Here is a 15485-nt window from a genome sequence, read left to right as displayed (position 1 = left end):
TCGATATGTCGGATAACGTCTTCCAACAGTGCATGTGCCAGTTACATCATCAATATGTGGTTAATCGTTTTGCTATGGAAATTAAAACCAGCATAGAATCTTGAAATATATGAAAATTAAAGCTGTTACAGTTAGAAATTGTAGTTTGGATCTCGTTTTTCGCTACTTTATTGCGTTTTTTTGGCCAATTCCAGGATTAATCCGTCCAAAGTGTAAAACCCCGTTTACACTTTATGACTGAAGATATAGATTGGAGGGATTGCATTCATTTATATAAGTATGGCAACGCTGGAATAATCATGAATTATCAGAACGACGATTTACGCATTAAAGAGATCAACGAGTTATTACCACCAGTCGCACTGCTGGAAAAATTCCCCGCTACTGAAAATGCCGCCAATACGGTGGCTCATGCCCGTAAGGCGATTCATAAAATTCTGAAAGGGAGCGACGATCGCCTTCTGGTGGTGATTGGGCCGTGCTCTATTCATGATCCTGCAGCTGCCAAAGAGTATGCCACTCGTCTGCTGGCGCTGCGCGAAGCGTTAAAAGGTGAGCTTGAAATCGTCATGCGCGTCTATTTTGAAAAACCGCGTACCACCGTTGGCTGGAAAGGGCTTATCAACGACCCGCACATGGACAACAGCTTCCAGATCAATGATGGGCTGCGCATTGCGCGTAAACTGCTGCTGGATATCAACGACAGCGGATTGCCGACTGCGGGTGAATTCCTCGATATGATTACCCCGCAATATCTCGCCGATCTGATGAGCTGGGGCGCGATTGGGGCACGTACAACAGAATCTCAGGTGCACCGCGAGCTGGCATCGGGTCTGTCCTGCCCGGTTGGTTTTAAAAACGGTACCGATGGCACCATCAAAGTGGCGATTGATGCAATAAACGCTGCAGGGGCACCACACTGCTTCCTGTCTGTCACCAAATGGGGTCATTCAGCGATCGTGAATACCAGTGGTAATGGCGATTGCCATATCATTCTGCGCGGTGGCAAAGAGCCGAACTACAGCGCTCAGCACGTTGCGGACGTAAAAGAAGGTCTGGTCAAAGCAGGACTCTCTGCGCAAGTGATGATCGACTTCAGCCATGCCAACTCCAGCAAGCAGTTCAAAAAGCAGATGGATGTTGCTAAGGATGTTTGCGGACAAGTCGCCGGTGGCGAAAAAGCAATTATTGGCGTGATGATCGAAAGCCATTTGGTGGAAGGTAATCAGAATCCGGATAGCGGTGAGCCGCTAACCTACGGTAAGAGCATCACCGACGCCTGCATTGGTTGGGAAGATACCGATGCTGTGTTGCGTCAACTGGCGGATGCGGTAAAAGCGCGTCGCGGTTAACCAAGTCCCATAGGCCTGAGAAGCGTAGCGCCATCAGGCATTCCGGTGCAGACTGCCGGATGGCGGCGATGCCTTATCCGGCCTACATTTTCTTGTAGGGCCGAAATAAAAAAGCGTGGAGAAATCCACGCTTTGTCTTCAACTTACCGCGAAAATTACTTCGCTTTACCCTGGTTCGCAACGGCCGCCGCTTTTGCTGCGATCTCGTCAGCGTTACCCAGATAGTAGTGTTTGATCGGCTTGAAGTTTTCGTCGAACTCATACACCAGCGGTACGCCGGTCGGGATGTTCAGTTCAAGGATCTCATCTTCGCCCATGTTATCCAGGTATTTAACCAGCGCACGCAGAGAGTTACCGTGAGCGGCGATAATTACGCGCTCACCGCTTTTCATGCGCGGCAGAATGGTTTCATTCCAGTAAGGGATAACGCGATCGATAGTCAGCGCCAGACTTTCGGTAACCGGTAACTCTTTGTCGGTCAGCTTCGCATAACGCGGATCGTGACCCGGGTAACGCTCGTCGTCTTTGGTCAGTTCCGGCGGGGTAACCGCAAAGCCGCGACGCCACTGCTTAACCTGCTCATCACCGTATTTTTCAGCGGTTTCTGCTTTGTTCAAACCCTGCAGCGCACCGTAATGGCGTTCGTTCAGTTTCCAGGATTTCTCAACCGGCAGCCAGGCCTGATCCAGTTCGTCCAGTACGTTCCACAGGGTGTGGATGGCACGTTTCAGCACGGAGGTATAAGCAAAATCAAAGCTGTAGCCTTCCTCTTTCAGCAGTTTTCCTGCCGCTTTTGCTTCGCCCACGCCTTTCTCGGACAGATCAACATCATACCAACCGGTAAAACGGTTTTCGTTGTTCCACTGACTTTCACCGTGACGTACCAGAACCAGCTTAGTTACAGCCATACATTCACTCCTATAAATCATATCGAATGATAATAATTCTCATTATATTGCCGTAATGTGTAAGCGGCAATGCTTACGCATAACCATAGCGAAAATAGCGCTACAGTGTAAGGTTCTTGTGAACTCAAGGTTGCGATTTTGTCTTTGAGTGGTGGGGATTTGAGCGGTTCTACTGTGATTAACAAGCACCAGGCCCGAAAAGATACGTCATCGGGCCTGGGAGGGGAAACGATCAAGCTGGAATAAACTGATATTCCGTCACGCTGGCATACTCTTCACCCGGACGCAGGAAGCAATCCGCCTGTGGCCACTCGGGGTGGTTCGGGCTGTCCGGCAGAAATTCACTTTCCAGCGCCAGGCCTTGCCAGTCTTCGTAGGCCTCTGGCCCGCGGGAAGGCGTACCACCGAGGAAATTACCGGAGTAAAACTGCAATGCCGGGGCCGAGGTGTAGACCACCATCTGCAGTTTTTCATCCTGTGACCACAACTGAGCGACCGGCGTACGCGCGTTGCCCTGTGCCTGAAGCAGGAAGGCGTGATCGTAACCTTTCACCTTGCGCTGATCGTCATCGGCCAGAAATTCACTACTGATGATTTTAGGGGTGCGGAAATCGAACGTGCTACCGGCGACGGATTTCAGTCCATCATGCGGGATACCCATTTCGTCAACCGGTAAGTACTCGTCCGCCAGAATTTGCAGCTTATGCTGGCGCACATCCGTTTTATCGCCGTCGAGGTTAAAATAGACGTGATTTGTCAGATTCACCGGGCAGGGTTTATCGACCGTGGCACGATAAGTTATCGAAATACGATTATCATCAGTCAGGCGATACTGCGCGGTGGCGCAAAGATGGCCTGGGAAGCCCTGATCGCCATCGTCAGACGTTAAGGCGAACAGCACCTGACGGTCATTCTGATTGACTATCTGCCAGCGACGTTTGTCGAAACCGTCCGGCCCGCCGTGCAGTTGGTTATTGCCCTGACTCGGCAGTAATTCAACGGTTTCGCCAGCAAAGGTATAGCGGCTGTTGGCGATACGGTTCGCGTAGCGGCCAATCGAAGCCCCCAGAAATGCAGCCTGTTCCGGGTATTGTTCCGGGCTGGCGCAGCCGAGTAATGCTTCGCGCACGCTACCATCGCTAAGCGGTATACGCGCAGAGAGCAGGGTAGCCCCCCAGTCCATGAGCGTGACTACCATCCCTGCGTCATTGCGCAGGGTGAGCAGGCGAAACGGTTGACCGTCCGGAGCCTGCACGGGGATTTCGTTTAACATTGTCCGGCTCCTTGTGAAGGTTTGCAGACGTAGAATGTTTCTTTAATACCGGTTTTTGCCTCGTACTGTGCGGCGACAGCCTGCTGAACGGCAGGAACCAAATCTTGCGGGATCAGCGCCACGATGCAGCCGCCGAAGCCGCCGCCGGTCATCCGCACACCGCCTTTATCACCGATGGTCGCTTTGACAATCTCTACCAGCGTATCAATTTGCGGCACCGTGATTTCAAAGTCATCGCGCATTGAGGCGTGAGATTCCGCCATCAGCTGGCCCATGCGCAGCAGGTCGCCTTTTTCCAGTGCCTGTGCGGCTTCAACGGTACGCGCATTTTCCGTGATGACGTGGCGCACGCGTTTGGCAACAATCGGATCCAGCTCGTGGGCGACAGCGTTAAACGCTTCGAGGCTGACATCACGCAGCGCTGGCTGCTGGAAGAAACGCGCGCCAGTTTCACACTGTTCGCGACGGGTGTTGTATTCGCTGCCGACCAGCGTGCGTTTAAAGTTGCTGTTGATGATCACCACCGCTACGCCCTCAGGCATAGAAACGGCTTTGGTGCCCAGCGTACGGCAGTCGATCAGCAGCGCATGATCTTTCTTGCCAAGAGCGGAGATCAGCTGATCCATGATGCCGCAGTTACAACCGACAAACTGGTTTTCAGCTTCCTGGCCATTCAGGGCAATCTGCGCGCCGTCGAGCGGCAGATGATAGAGCTGCTGGAATACCGTACCAACAGCGACTTCCAGTGAGGCAGAAGAGCTTAAGCCCGCACCCTGCGGGACGTTACCGCTGATCACCAGATCCGCGCCGCCAAAGGCGTTATTGCGCTTTTGCAGATGTTTTACCACGCCACGCACGTAGTTTGACCACTGCTGGCTATCGTGGGCGATAATCGGCGCATCGAGAGAGAACTCATCAACCTGATTGTCGTAATCAGCGGCGATGACGCGTACTTTTCGATCGTCGCGCGCCGCGCAGCTGATGACGGTTTGATAGTCGATGGCGCAGGGCAAAACGAAGCCGTCGTTATAATCGGTATGTTCGCCGATCAGGTTTACACGACCCGGTGCCTGAATAGTATGGGTGGCAGGGTAGCCAAACGTTTCTGTAAACAGAGATTGTGTTTTTTCTTTCAGACTCATTATTTACACTCCGGATTCGCGAAAATGAATGTCGCTGACCGCACGCAGTCGCTCAGCCGCTTGTTCTGCAGTCAGATCTCGCTGGGTTTCTGCCAGCATTTCATAACCGACCATAAATTTACGCACGGTCGCGGAACGCAGCAGCGGCGGGTAAAAGTGCGCGTGCAACTGCCAGTGTTCGTTTTCTTCACCGTTAAACGGCGCGCCGTGCCAGCCCATGGAGTAGGGGAATGAGCACTGGAACAGGTTGTCGTAACGACTGGTCAGTTTTTTCAACGCCAGCGCCAGGTCAGCACGCTGCTCGTTGGTCAAATCGGTAATACGCAGCACATGCGCTTTCGGCAGCAGCAGCGTTTCGAACGGCCACGCGGCCCAGTAAGGGACAACCGCCAGCCAATGCTCAGTTTCAACGACCGTACGGCTGCCGTCTGCCAGTTCACGCTGGACGTAATCAACGAGCATCGGCGCGCCCTGTTCGGCGAAGTATGCTTTCTGTAGGCGATTTTCACGTTCAGCTTCGTTGGGCAAAAAGCTGTTGGCCCAAATTTGACCGTGCGGGTGCGGGTTCGAGCACCCCATCGCCGCGCCTTTATTCTCAAATACCTGCACCCAGGGATAGGTTTTCCCTAAGTCTTCGGTCTGCTCCTGCCACGTTTTTACGATTTCTGTCAGCGCAGGGACGCTGAGTTCTGGCAGCGTTTTGCTGTGATCGGGCGAGAAGCAAATTACGCGGCTGGTACCGCGCGCGCTCTGGCAACGCATCAACGGATCGTGACTGTCCGGCGCGTCCGGGGTATCAGACATCAGCGCCGCAAAATCATTGGTAAAAACATAGGTCCCGGTGTAATCCGGATTTACATCACCGGTCACGCGCGTATTGCCAGCACACAGGAAACAGTCCGGGTCATGTGCAGGCAGTACCTGCTTAGACGGGGTTTCCTGTGCGCCTTGCCAAGGGCGTTTGGCGCGATGCGGTGATACGAGGATCCACTGCCCGGTGAGCGGGTTAAAACGGCGATGTGGATGATCGACAGGATTGAATTGCGTCATGATTAGTCCTTAATCCGAATATCCTTGCGGGTGGCGTGACTGCCAGTGCCAGGTGTCTTGTGCCATTTCATCCAGTGTACGGGTCACGCGCCAGTTGAGCTCGCGATCGGCTTTGCTGGCATCTGCCCAGTAAGCTGGAAGATCGCCATCACGGCGCGGGGCGAAATGGTAATTAATGGGTTTACCGCAGGCTTTGCTGAAGGCGTTGACCACGTCCAGTACGCTGCTGCCGATGCCTGCTCCGAGGTTGTAAATATGCACACCCTGTTTGCCCGCCAGTTTTTCCATCGCGACGACGTGGCCGTCGGCGAGATCCATCACGTGGATGTAGTCGCGAACGCCGGTGCCATCTTCAGTTGGGTAGTCGTTGCCAAATATGGCAAGGGACTCGCGGCGGCCCACGGCAACTTGTGCGATGTAAGGCATCAGGTTGTTGGGAATACCTTGCGGATCTTCCCCCATATCGCCCGACGGATGAGCACCAACCGGGTTAAAGTAGCGCAGTAAGGCGATACTCCAGTCGGGTTGTGCTTTTTGCAGGTCGGTCAGGATTTGTTCTACCATCAGCTTGCTTTTGCCGTACGGACTTTGCGGCGTGCCGGTGGGGAAGCTTTCAACGTAAGGAATTTGTGGCTGATCGCCATAGACGGTCGCGGAGGAGCTGAAAATGAAGTTTTTCACGTTGGCGGCGCGCATTGCATTCACCAGACGCAGGGTGCCATTGACGTTGTTGTCATAGTACTCCAACGGCTTGGCAACCGATTCTCCAACGGCTTTTAAACCCGCAAAATGAATGACCGTGTCAATGGCATGATCGTGTAGAATTTCGGTTATCAGCGCTTCGTTACGGATATCCCCTTCCACGAAGGTCGGCTGCTTGCCACCTAAACGCTCAATGACGGGCAAAACGCTGCGTTTGCTGTTGCAGAGATTGTCCAGGATCACCACCTCGTGACCGTTTTTCAACAACTGCACGCAAGTGTGGCTTCCAATGTAACCGCTACCACCTGTAACCAATACTCTCATAATTCGCTCCGTTAAGCCTATGGTATGCAATAACCATAGCATAACAAAGATACGAAAAGTGTGACATGGAATAAATTAGTGGAATCGTTTACACTCCATAAGTTTCACGCATTTTTAATGGTTATTTTATTTTAAATCATTATGTTAGGTTGTTATTTCAGCGTTTGTCTGAAAAAAAGCAGAAAAAAAGGGCGTGATAAACGCCCTGCAATGAAAACTAACGCAGAGACGTTAGTCGATAGGCGTAGATGTCGTTCTCGGGCACAAACTCCAGTCGATGGGTAATGCAGGCTGGGGCATCTTCGGCGTGGTGAGAGACGAACAGCAGTTGAGTTTCACCTTCACCGATTAGCACATCCACAAAACGGCGAATCAGTTGGCGATTGAGCGGATCTAACCCTTGCAAAGGCTCGTCAAGGATCAACAACGTCGGGTGTTTAACCAGCGCGCGAACAATCAGTGCCAGCCGCTGCTGTCCCCAGGAAAGACTATGAAATGGCGCATCCGCGGTACGTTTATCGAAGCCAAGGATATCCAGCCACTGTTGCACCAGCTTGTGCTGCCTGTCGGAAACGGCCTGATAGATGCCGATTGAATCAAAATAACCAGAGAGAATAACGTTGCGAACTGTGGTACTCACCCGGTAATCCAGATGCAGACTGCTGCTGACGTAGCCGATGTGTTTTTTGATATCCCAGATAGTTTCACCGCTGCCACGGCGACGGCCAAACAGGGTCAGGTCGTTGCTGTAGCCCTGGGGGTGATCGCCGGTGATTAAACTGAGCAGAGTTGATTTTCCCGCTCCGTTGGGGCCGACGATTTGCCAGTGTTCCCCCGGATTTACCTGCCAGCTCAAATGGTGAAGGATAGGGCGATCGTTATACGAGACCGTGCCATCGTTAAGCACAATTCGCTGCTCGTTATCTGACAACGTACGGCGCACCGAAGGCTCGTCCGGTTCAGGTAACTGAATTCCTTCCAGCCGCTCGCTATGGGCAAGCTGAGCGATTAATGCCTGTTGCAGAAGGTCGGTTTTTGCGCCGGTTTCTGTCAGTGTGCAATCGGCAAGTACGCCAGCAAACTGCACGAATTCGGGAATTTCATCAAAGCGGTTAAGTACCAGCACCAGCGTAAAGCCGGCCTGATGCAACTCCGCGAGCAGTTCTGCTAACTGACGGCGTGACGCCACATCCAGCCCGTCAAAGGGCTCATCAAGGATCAGTAAATCCGGCGCGGACATTAACGCCTGACAGAGCAGGGTTTTGCGTGTTTCACCGGTGGAAAGGTATTTGAAACGCCTGTTGAGCAGGGAAGAAATGCCAAACTGCTGCGCCAACGCAGCGCAGCGGGCGGGATCGTTGACCTCATCCTGGATGATTTCAGCGGTGGTTCGCCCGGTGTCGTCTTCACCGGGACTAAGAAGATCGGTGTTGTTTCGCTGCCACTCGTCGCTGACTAGCTTTTGTAGCTGCTCAAAGGAGAGTCGGGTAATACGCGTGAACTGACAGTGGCGCTCGCCTTTCAGAAGCGGCAGCTCACCCGCCAGTGCGCGGGCCAGCGCGGATTTCCCGCTCCCGTTAGCGCCAACAAATGCCCAGCTATCACCCGCGTTTAACGTCAACGCATCTAACTGGAGCGTTTTTGTGTCGCTAAGACGAAACGTGCCTTGCGAAATTTGCAATGATGACATTTTGTATCCCATTATTTGCAGCGATTAATAACAGGGATACGTGTTCTTCAGGCTGATGTCAATCTACTCAGCACAGCGTGGCGATAATCACTCTGTCAGCATTAAACCAGGCGGTGACGTTAGCGCCTTCTTGCAGCGTTGCGGCGTCTTGGGCCGGAACGGTGGCGCACAGCGTCTGGCCGTCTGGCAACGTCATCAGCACTTCACACTGTTCCGCACCGCGTTCAATATGGCTAATCGTGCCCTGCAACTGGTTATCGGCGGCCTGAGCGATGGCGTCGTCCTGAGTGATTCCCACCCATGGCGCTTTCAGCAGAATCAGTACTTCTTTGCCTTCCTCAAGACCCAGACGCTCGCCGCTTTGCGCAGTGATCGCCACTTTCAGGCGCGTTTCGCCATCGGCCAGCAGGACGTCGACATGCTGCTGGACCTGATCGTGGTCGCGGGCGGTGATTGTGCCAAACCATTGGTTACGGGCGCTGGTTTGCAGTGAAAATCGAGAGATAGCCGCCAGCAGGCTATTGAGCGGTAGCGCATCGTCATCGCTCAAAACATCAAAGGCTTTTTGTTGGATCTGCGCCAGCAAATCATACAACTGGATTAAGCGTTGGCCGTAGCGCGTTAATACCGCGCCGCCGCCGCCTTTGCCGCCGGTGGCGCGCTCAACCAGCGTCTGCTCGCTGAGTTGGTTCATTTCGTTAATCGCATCCCAGGCGCTTTTGTAGCTAATACCTGCATCCTTCGCGCCCTGACTGATAGAACCGGAAAGCGCAATATGCTTAAGCAGAGAAATGCGACGGGGATCGGCAAACAGTTTTTGCTGAAGTTTCAGCGTAAGAAGGATTTCGGCCTGCATCACAAGCTCCTGGCAAAAAAGGGTATTGTGACGGAAAACCGTGCCTGAGCAAAGCCGACCGCACAAAAGGGGAGTGCTTTTCTGCGTTATGTGGTTAGAATACAGCTAAGGACTACATCTGGAGTTGACCATGTTAGAGTTATTGAAAAGTCTGGTATTCGCCGTAATCATGGTACCTGTGGTAATGGCCATCATTCTGGGTCTGATTTACGGACTGGGTGAAGTGTTCAACATTTTCTCCGGTATCGGTCAAAAAGACCAGTCCAGACAGAATCATTGATTCCCCAAACGCCCGCTCAGTCGGGCGTTTATATTTTTTATGCCTTCCAACCCGTTTTCTCTGTCTACCGTTTCTCAAGATCCTGCTTTCCCTGCCGATATTTTCTTCGTGTAACCTCAAATTGGTATCAATAACCACTGGGAAAATCCTGGTTTACTCGTTATATTTGCGACTACATAACGAAACGCAAAGGAGTTACAGATGGCACGTACATGGTTACGCTTGTTTGCCGGGGCAACACTTTCTCTTACTGTTGCCGGGCATGCGCTGGCGGATGAAGGAAAAATTACTGTTTTCGCAGCGGCTTCACTGACTAACGCGATGCAGGATATTGCGACGCAATACAAAAAAGAGAAGAACGTTGACGTTGTCTCTTCTTTTGCGTCTTCTTCCACGCTGGCGCGCCAGATTGAAGCAGGCGCTCCGGCCGATCTGTTTATCTCTGCCGATCAGAAATGGATGGATTACGCGGTAGACAAAAAGTCGATTGATACCGCAACGCGTGAAACGCTGTTGGGTAACAGCCTGGTGGTTGTCGCACCGAAAGACAGTGCGCAGAAAGACTTCACCATCGACAGCAAAACCAACTGGACCCGTTTGTTAAATGGTGGGCGTCTGGCCGTTGGCGATCCGGAACATGTTCCGGCGGGCATTTATGCTAAAGAAGCGCTGCAAAAATTGGGGGCATGGGATACCCTGGCCCCGAAACTGGCACCTGCCGAAGATGTGCGCGGTGCGCTGGCGCTGGTAGAGCGTAACGAAGCGCCGCTGGGGATCGTCTATGGTTCCGATGCTGTCGCCAGCAAGGGCGTAAAAGTTGTTGCGACTTTCCCGGAAGATTCACACAAAAAAGTGGAATACCCTATCGCAATTGTTGATGGGCACAAAAACGCAACGGTCAGCGCGTTCTATGATTACCTGAAAGGACCGCAGGCTGCTGAAATCTTTAAACGTTATGGATTTACGACCAAGTAATGATACTGACCGATCCTGAATGGCAGGCCGTTATACTGAGCCTGAAAGTTTCTTCCCTGGCTGTGTTGTTTAGTCTGCCGTTTGGGATCTTCTTTGCCTGGCTGCTTGTGCGATGCAAGTTCCCGGGCAAAGCGCTGCTCGACAGCGTTCTGCATTTGCCGCTGGTACTGCCGCCGGTCGTGGTGGGCTATCTGCTGTTGGTCGCCATGGGACGCCGCGGATTCATTGGCGAATGGCTGTATGACTGGTTTGGCATTACCTTTGCCTTTAGCTGGCGCGGTGCGGTATTGGCTGCGGCGGTGATGTCTTTCCCGCTAATGGTACGGGCTATTCGTCTGGCGCTGGAAGGTGTCGATGTCAAGCTGGAGCAGGCGGCCCGCACGCTGGGCGCTGGACGCTGGCGCGTATTTGTCACGATTACTTTACCGCTGATGCTACCCGGCATTATTGTCGGTACGGTGCTGGCGTTCGCGCGTTCCCTCGGGGAATTTGGCGCAACGATTACCTTTGTCTCCAATATTCCTGGCGAAACCCGCACTATCCCGTCGGCGATGTATACCCTGATCCAGACCCCCGGCGGCGAAAGCGCGGCGGCAAGGTTATGTATCATTTCTATTGTGTTAGCGCTGATTTCACTGCTGATTTCTGAATGGCTGGCGCGTATTAGCCGTGAACGGACGGGGCGGTAATCATGCTGGAACTTAATTTCTCCCAAACGCTGGGGACGCATTGTCTGACGCTTAACGAAACGCTGCCAGCCAGTGGGATCACCGCTATTTTTGGCGTTTCCGGCGCGGGTAAAACCTCGCTGATTAACGCCATCAGCGGCCTGACGCAGCCGCAGTCCGGGCGCATCGTGCTTAACGGTCGGGTTTTGAACGACGTCGAGAACGGTATCTGTTTAACGCCCGAAAAACGCCGGGTGGGCTATGTTTTCCAGGATGCGCGCCTGTTTCCGCATTATAAAGTGCGCGGCAACCTGCGTTACGGTATGGCGAAAAGTATGGCCGGACAGTTTGATAAGCTGGTGGCCCTGTTGGGCATTGAATCGCTGCTTGACCGTCTGCCCGGCGGGCTTTCTGGCGGTGAAAAACAGCGCGTAGCCATCGGTCGGGCGCTGCTTACCGCGCCGGAACTGTTGTTGCTTGATGAGCCGTTAGCCTCGCTGGATATCCCACGTAAGCGCGAACTGTTGCCTTACCTGCAACGCCTGGCGCGTGAAATTAATATTCCGATGCTGTACGTCAGCCACTCGCTCGATGAAATCTTGCACCTGGCAGACAAAGTGATGGTGCTGGAAAATGGGCAGGTCAAAGCGTTCGGTTCGCTGGAAGATGTCTGGGGCAGCAGCGTGATGCACCCGTGGCTACCAAAGGAACAGCAAAGCAGCATTCTGAAAGTCAGCGTGCTGGAACATCATCCACATTACGCAATGACTGCACTGGCGCTTGGCGATCAGCATCTATGGGTCAATAAGCTGGATCAACCGCTGCAAACTGCGCTGCGTATTCGTATTCAGGCATCTGATGTTTCGCTGGTGCTTCAACCGCCGCAGCAGACCAGTATTCGTAACGTGCTGCGGGCGAAAGTCGCGCAGTGCTATGACGATAATGGTCAGGTGGAGGTTCAGCTTGAAGTGGGCGGTAAAACGCTGTGGGCGAGGATCAGCCCGTGGGCCAGGGATGAACTGGGTATCAAACCTGGCCTGTGGCTGTACGCGCAAATTAAGAGCGTATCGATTACCGCGTGATTACAGCAGGTGGGAGTAGATAAATTTCGCGATGCTGTCGGTGGTGTTGTCACCAATTACGATGTTGGCGCGCGCTTTGACCGCGTCGTCCGCATTACCCATCGCCACGCCGGTACCTGCGGCTTCCAGCATGCTGATATCGTTAAAGTTATCACCAAAGGCAATGACGTTTTCCATTGACCCGCCCTGTGCTTCAATCCACTGGGTAAGGCGTCGTCCTTTGCTGTTGCCTTTACGGGCAATGTCGACCTGATCGTGCCAGGACCATTCACACTCCAGCCCCAACTGTTGTTCAACATGCTTACCAAACTGCTGCAGTTTCGGAATATCTTCGTCGGTGAGGGCAAATTTCCAGACGGCGTTAACGTCATGTGCGGCCTGCGCCAGCGAAGGCACCTGGGTGAAGGTCGGGCGCTGTTCCGGCGGCAGGGTTTGCGCCCAGTTAGCGGTACGCACCACATGCCCGGTTGGGCGCTCATACAGCATGGCCTCATCCACATACATCAGCCCGTGGATCTGATGTTCATCCAGCATTTCGATCAGCTGTAATGCCTGGTTTACCGGAAGGGGATCGGATTCCAGTACCGTTTTTGCCTGATAATCATACAAGTAGGTGCCGTTGCAGCAAATTGCAGGTGTATCCAGCGCCAGTGCCTGATAAAAAGGATGAATAGCAACGTGATGGCGACCTGTGACAATGATAAGTTGGTATCCTGCTTCTCTGGCGCGCGCGAGCGCTTCAACAGAAGATGGCAGCAAGGTTTTTTTCGGGGTCAACAGGGTACCGTCTAAATCCAGGGCAATCACGCGTGCGGTCATAGTTATTTCCAGATTAAGGTTGAGAATTTTATCTGCTGGAATGGTACACCGAGACGGGAGCCGGACAAAATTCTGCGCCTTAATTAAGCATTCACCGTTAAAAGCGTCTACCTTAGGCGTGTGTCAGGCAATTGCAGCCACCTGCCAAAAAGCAAAGGAGTATTCATGAAGCAAACCGTTTATACCGCCAGCCCTGAAAGTCAGCAAATCCACGTCTGGAGCCTGAATCATGATGGTTCTCTGACGCTGACGCAGGTGGTTGATGTGCCGGGTCAGGTACAACCGATGGTCGTCAGCCCGGATAAGCGCTACCTCTATGTTGGCGTGCGCCCGGAGTTTCGCGTGTTGGCTTACCGCATTGCGCCTGATGACGGTGCGCTGACCTTCGCGGCGGAGTCTGCGCTGCCGGGTAGCCCGACGCATATTTCTACCGATCATCAGGGACGTTTCGTGTTTGTCGGCTCTTATAACGCCGGGAGCGTGAGCGTCACGCGTCTGGAAGATGGTCTGCCGGTGGAACAGGTTGACGTGGTTGAAGGTCTGGACGGCTGCCACTCGGCTAACATCTCACCGGATAACCGTATCCTGTGGGTTCCGGCGTTGAAACAGGATCGTATCTGTCTGTTTGAGGTAAGCGATGATGGACATCTGGTGGCGCAGGAACCGGCTGAAGTGACCACCGTTGAAGGTGCTGGCCCGCGTCATATGACGTTCCATCCGAATAAGCAATTTGCCTACTGTGTGAATGAGCTGAACAGCTCCGTTGACGTCTGGGCGCTGAAAGATCCGTACGGCAAGATTGAGTGTGTGCAGACGCTGGATATGATGCCGGCTGATTTCACTGATACCCGTTGGGCAGCGGATATTCACATTACACCGGATGGCCGTCATCTGTACGCCTGTGACCGTACCGCCAGCCTGATTACGATCTTTAGCGTGTCTGAAGATGGCAGCGTGCTGACCAAAGAGGGTTTCCAGCCTACTGAAACTCAGCCGCGCGGGTTTAATATCGATCACAGCGGTAAATACCTGATTGCTGCCGGGCAAAAATCGCACCATATCGCAGTGTATGAGATTGCTGGCGAGCAGGGGCTGCTGGCAGAGAAGGGGCGTTATGCGGTGGGGCAGGGACCGATGTGGGTCGTGGTGAACGCGTACTAACGGCATCAGTCAGAGCAGGAAAAGCCTGTTCAAAGATAAAAGCGAGGTTTACATCCGTGTGAACCTCGCGGGGAAAATAAGTTATTTCAACGGATAAACACACTTAGCATCGGCCCAGGGGAAACATATTAAATCCGTCTTTTCTAATTGAAAATAAATCCCCGTTTGCTCAGGGATGTCATAGTCTGGGTATTGAGAATTATAGAAAAGCTTCACCTTGAGAACGTCAATATTTGTGAAATCGATTTCAGTTGCATCACCATGAATAGACGTAGCACCGACATCCCAATATCCATCCGTCTCGTTATTGGGGGGCGTCGAAGGGAAAGTAGCCGCAAACATTTCCATCCCCATTCCTGGCTTGGCATGCCTATCCGATCTTAATATCTTCATTTTCTTGCCCTGCCCCGTGGGAACATATTTCACAGCCGCAATAGGGAAGGTATAAAAGGCGTCCTTTTTAAACATTCCCTTATTTGTATGCTGGAAACCAATGACTTCAATAACGAGATATTCCAGATCGTTACTTGATATAAGTATGTCTTTAGGGACTTGATGTCCATCCTGGCCACCGCAGAATCGACTGCCTGCTTTCTCACAGGGGGCTTCGCTTTGGGAAAAAAAGATCGCTGAGAGCCGGACATTAGGATCGTCCACCTCATCCTGCTTATTCGCCGGTGGATACTCGTAACCGCCATAGCGATGTCTAAAGAACCGTGTCGCTCTTTGAAGTTTATCGGGGACCTTGCCCTGAATATAAATACCATTGTCAATCTCGAGATAACTATAAAGCAAACCTTCAAGGTGTTCTGACGAAGCCTCCGAATTACCTCTAAGTTTGTCTCTACCGTTATCACATTGCCTTTCCTCTTTAAATGGACAACGCGGTAAATTTGGTGCAGTAACACTAAGATTATTACGACCTTTATCCTGATCGTACCCTTTCGTTTTCCAGTACACGTTCACGCCAAACGATTGTATAGCATCAGTACTAAATTGCCGACTAAACATCTCTGCCGTTACCCGAACGGTAAAATAATGCGGCCCCAGCGAGGCCGGCGTGCGTGTCAGAAAACCAAAATTTGCGCTGACGTCTTTTCCTGAATTGGGAGCATTATTCGAAGATATTGCACTTGTGCTAAAAAGCAGCATTGCCGAGATCAGCCCTGCCGATAAAACAGTCCTTTTCATTTGTCACTCCCT

The 15485-nt window shown here is 52.6% G+C and carries 15 protein-coding genes; 6 read left to right on the top strand and 9 right to left on the bottom strand.

The window, feature by feature from the left end; all coding sequences use genetic code 11:
• Window positions 1-299: 299 nt before the first annotated feature.
• Window positions 300-1352, top strand: a complete 1053-nt coding sequence (gene aroG, locus OGW44_RS16965) for a 3-deoxy-7-phosphoheptulonate synthase AroG (protein ID WP_016152319.1) — start codon at window positions 300-302, stop codon at window positions 1350-1352.
• Between the two features lie 155 nt (window positions 1353-1507).
• Here the strand turns inward: aroG and gpmA are convergent, their stop codons facing one another.
• The 7 genes from gpmA to modE all read right to left on the bottom strand — a co-directional run bounded on the left by gpmA (window position 1508) and on the right by modE (window position 9297).
• Window positions 1508-2260 carry a 2,3-diphosphoglycerate-dependent phosphoglycerate mutase gene (gene gpmA, locus OGW44_RS16960; RefSeq protein WP_003022999.1) on the bottom strand — a complete coding sequence of 251 codons (753 nt, stop codon included), beginning with the start codon at window positions 2258-2260 and terminating at the stop codon, window positions 1508-1510.
• Window positions 2261-2492: 232 nt separating this feature from the next.
• Window positions 2493-3533 (bottom strand): galactose-1-epimerase, encoded by a 1041-nt coding sequence (galM, locus tag OGW44_RS16955; RefSeq protein WP_019076309.1) that lies wholly within the window; start codon window positions 3531-3533, stop codon window positions 2493-2495.
• Complete coding sequence (gene galK, locus OGW44_RS16950) at window positions 3527-4675, bottom strand: galactokinase (protein ID WP_047359465.1); 1149 nt, start codon at window positions 4673-4675, stop codon at window positions 3527-3529. The genes galM and galK overlap by 7 nt, the downstream gene beginning before the upstream one ends.
• 3 nt (window positions 4676-4678) lie before the next feature.
• Window positions 4679-5725: a galactose-1-phosphate uridylyltransferase gene (gene galT, locus OGW44_RS16945; RefSeq protein ID WP_016156021.1), complete on the bottom strand. Its 1047-nt coding sequence runs from the start codon at window positions 5723-5725 to the stop codon at window positions 4679-4681.
• A 9-nt stretch (window positions 5726-5734) separates the two neighbouring features.
• Window positions 5735-6751 carry a UDP-glucose 4-epimerase GalE gene (gene galE / locus OGW44_RS16940; protein WP_131405738.1) on the bottom strand — a complete coding sequence of 339 codons (1017 nt, stop codon included), beginning with the start codon at window positions 6749-6751 and terminating at the stop codon, window positions 5735-5737.
• A gap of 217 nt (window positions 6752-6968) precedes the next feature.
• Entirely contained in the window at window positions 6969-8441 is a 1473-nt protein-coding gene (gene modF, locus OGW44_RS16935) for a molybdate ABC transporter ATP-binding protein ModF (protein ID WP_109017321.1), read from the bottom strand.
• Between the two features lie 67 nt (window positions 8442-8508).
• On the bottom strand, window positions 8509-9297 hold the full coding sequence (gene modE, locus OGW44_RS16930) for a molybdenum-dependent transcriptional regulator (protein WP_016152325.1): 789 nt from the start codon (window positions 9295-9297) through the stop codon (window positions 8509-8511).
• A 130-nt stretch (window positions 9298-9427) separates the two neighbouring features.
• Here modE and OGW44_RS16925 point away from each other — a divergent pair, with 130 nt between their 5' ends.
• The 4 genes from OGW44_RS16925 (at window position 9428) to modC (ending at window position 12302) form a co-directional block, all read left to right on the top strand.
• A complete protein-coding gene (locus tag OGW44_RS16925) occupies window positions 9428-9577 on the top strand; it encodes an AcrZ family multidrug efflux pump-associated protein (RefSeq protein ID WP_003023026.1) in 150 nt (49 codons plus the stop codon).
• 201 nt (window positions 9578-9778) lie between these two features.
• A complete protein-coding gene (gene modA, locus OGW44_RS16920) occupies window positions 9779-10552 on the top strand; it encodes a molybdate ABC transporter substrate-binding protein (protein WP_016152326.1) in 774 nt (257 codons plus the stop codon).
• Window positions 10552-11241 (top strand): molybdate ABC transporter permease subunit, encoded by a 690-nt coding sequence (gene modB / locus OGW44_RS16915; protein ID WP_016152327.1) that lies wholly within the window; start codon window positions 10552-10554, stop codon window positions 11239-11241. Before modA ends, modB begins: the two co-directional genes overlap by 1 nt.
• A 2-nt stretch (window positions 11242-11243) precedes the next feature.
• Window positions 11244-12302 carry a molybdenum ABC transporter ATP-binding protein ModC gene (gene modC, locus OGW44_RS16910; RefSeq protein ID WP_016152328.1) on the top strand — a complete coding sequence of 353 codons (1059 nt, stop codon included), beginning with the start codon at window positions 11244-11246 and terminating at the stop codon, window positions 12300-12302.
• On the opposite strand, the gene OGW44_RS16905 is transcribed toward modC, so the two are convergent.
• Entirely contained in the window at window positions 12303-13121 is an 819-nt protein-coding gene (locus OGW44_RS16905; RefSeq protein WP_019076314.1) for a pyridoxal phosphatase, read from the bottom strand.
• Window positions 13122-13286: 165 nt separating this feature from the next.
• On the opposite strand from OGW44_RS16905, the gene pgl reads away from it, so the two are divergent.
• A complete protein-coding gene (gene pgl / locus OGW44_RS16900; RefSeq protein WP_049042052.1) occupies window positions 13287-14282 on the top strand; it encodes a 6-phosphogluconolactonase in 996 nt (331 codons plus the stop codon).
• Between the two features lie 81 nt (window positions 14283-14363).
• On the opposite strand, the gene OGW44_RS16895 is transcribed toward pgl, so the two are convergent.
• Window positions 14364-15473 carry a hypothetical protein gene (locus OGW44_RS16895; RefSeq protein WP_185654299.1) on the bottom strand — a complete coding sequence of 370 codons (1110 nt, stop codon included), beginning with the start codon at window positions 15471-15473 and terminating at the stop codon, window positions 14364-14366.
• Window positions 15474-15485 lie beyond the last annotated feature (12 nt).

The sequence above is a fragment of the Citrobacter sp. Cb023 genome, from assembly GCF_030336805.1.
Classification (GTDB): Bacteria; Pseudomonadota; Gammaproteobacteria; order Enterobacterales; family Enterobacteriaceae; genus Citrobacter; species Citrobacter braakii.
Note: the sequence above shows the minus strand (reverse complement) of the source record. Positions and strands in the feature narration are given on the sequence as shown.

Bases quoted from the DNA above. Each gene is read 5' to 3' on its own strand.
- aroG (WP_016152319.1), top strand. From the start codon at position 300: ATGAATTATCAGAACGACGATTTACGCATTAAAGAGATCAACGAGTTA.
- OGW44_RS16895 (WP_185654299.1), bottom strand. From the start codon at position 15,473: ATGAAAAGGACTGTTTTATCGGCAGGGCTGATCTCGGCAATGCTGCTT.
- modB (WP_016152327.1), top strand. From the start codon at position 10,552: ATGATACTGACCGATCCTGAATGGCAGGCCGTTATACTGAGCCTGAAA.
- OGW44_RS16905 (WP_019076314.1), bottom strand. From the start codon at position 13,121: ATGACCGCACGCGTGATTGCCCTGGATTTAGACGGTACCCTGTTGACC.
- galM (WP_019076309.1), bottom strand. From the start codon at position 3,533: ATGTTAAACGAAATCCCCGTGCAGGCTCCGGACGGTCAACCGTTTCGC.
- galK (WP_047359465.1), bottom strand. From the start codon at position 4,675: ATGAGTCTGAAAGAAAAAACACAATCTCTGTTTACAGAAACGTTTGGC.
- modC (WP_016152328.1), top strand. From the start codon at position 11,244: ATGCTGGAACTTAATTTCTCCCAAACGCTGGGGACGCATTGTCTGACG.
- gpmA (WP_003022999.1), bottom strand. From the start codon at position 2,260: ATGGCTGTAACTAAGCTGGTTCTGGTACGTCACGGTGAAAGTCAGTGG.
- modF (WP_109017321.1), bottom strand. From the start codon at position 8,441: ATGTCATCATTGCAAATTTCGCAAGGCACGTTTCGTCTTAGCGACACA.
- galE (WP_131405738.1), bottom strand. From the start codon at position 6,751: ATGAGAGTATTGGTTACAGGTGGTAGCGGTTACATTGGAAGCCACACT.
- pgl (WP_049042052.1), top strand. From the start codon at position 13,287: ATGAAGCAAACCGTTTATACCGCCAGCCCTGAAAGTCAGCAAATCCAC.
- modA (WP_016152326.1), top strand. From the start codon at position 9,779: ATGGCACGTACATGGTTACGCTTGTTTGCCGGGGCAACACTTTCTCTT.
- modE (WP_016152325.1), bottom strand. From the start codon at position 9,297: ATGCAGGCCGAAATCCTTCTTACGCTGAAACTTCAGCAAAAACTGTTT.
- OGW44_RS16925 (WP_003023026.1), top strand. From the start codon at position 9,428: ATGTTAGAGTTATTGAAAAGTCTGGTATTCGCCGTAATCATGGTACCT.
- galT (WP_016156021.1), bottom strand. From the start codon at position 5,725: ATGACGCAATTCAATCCTGTCGATCATCCACATCGCCGTTTTAACCCG.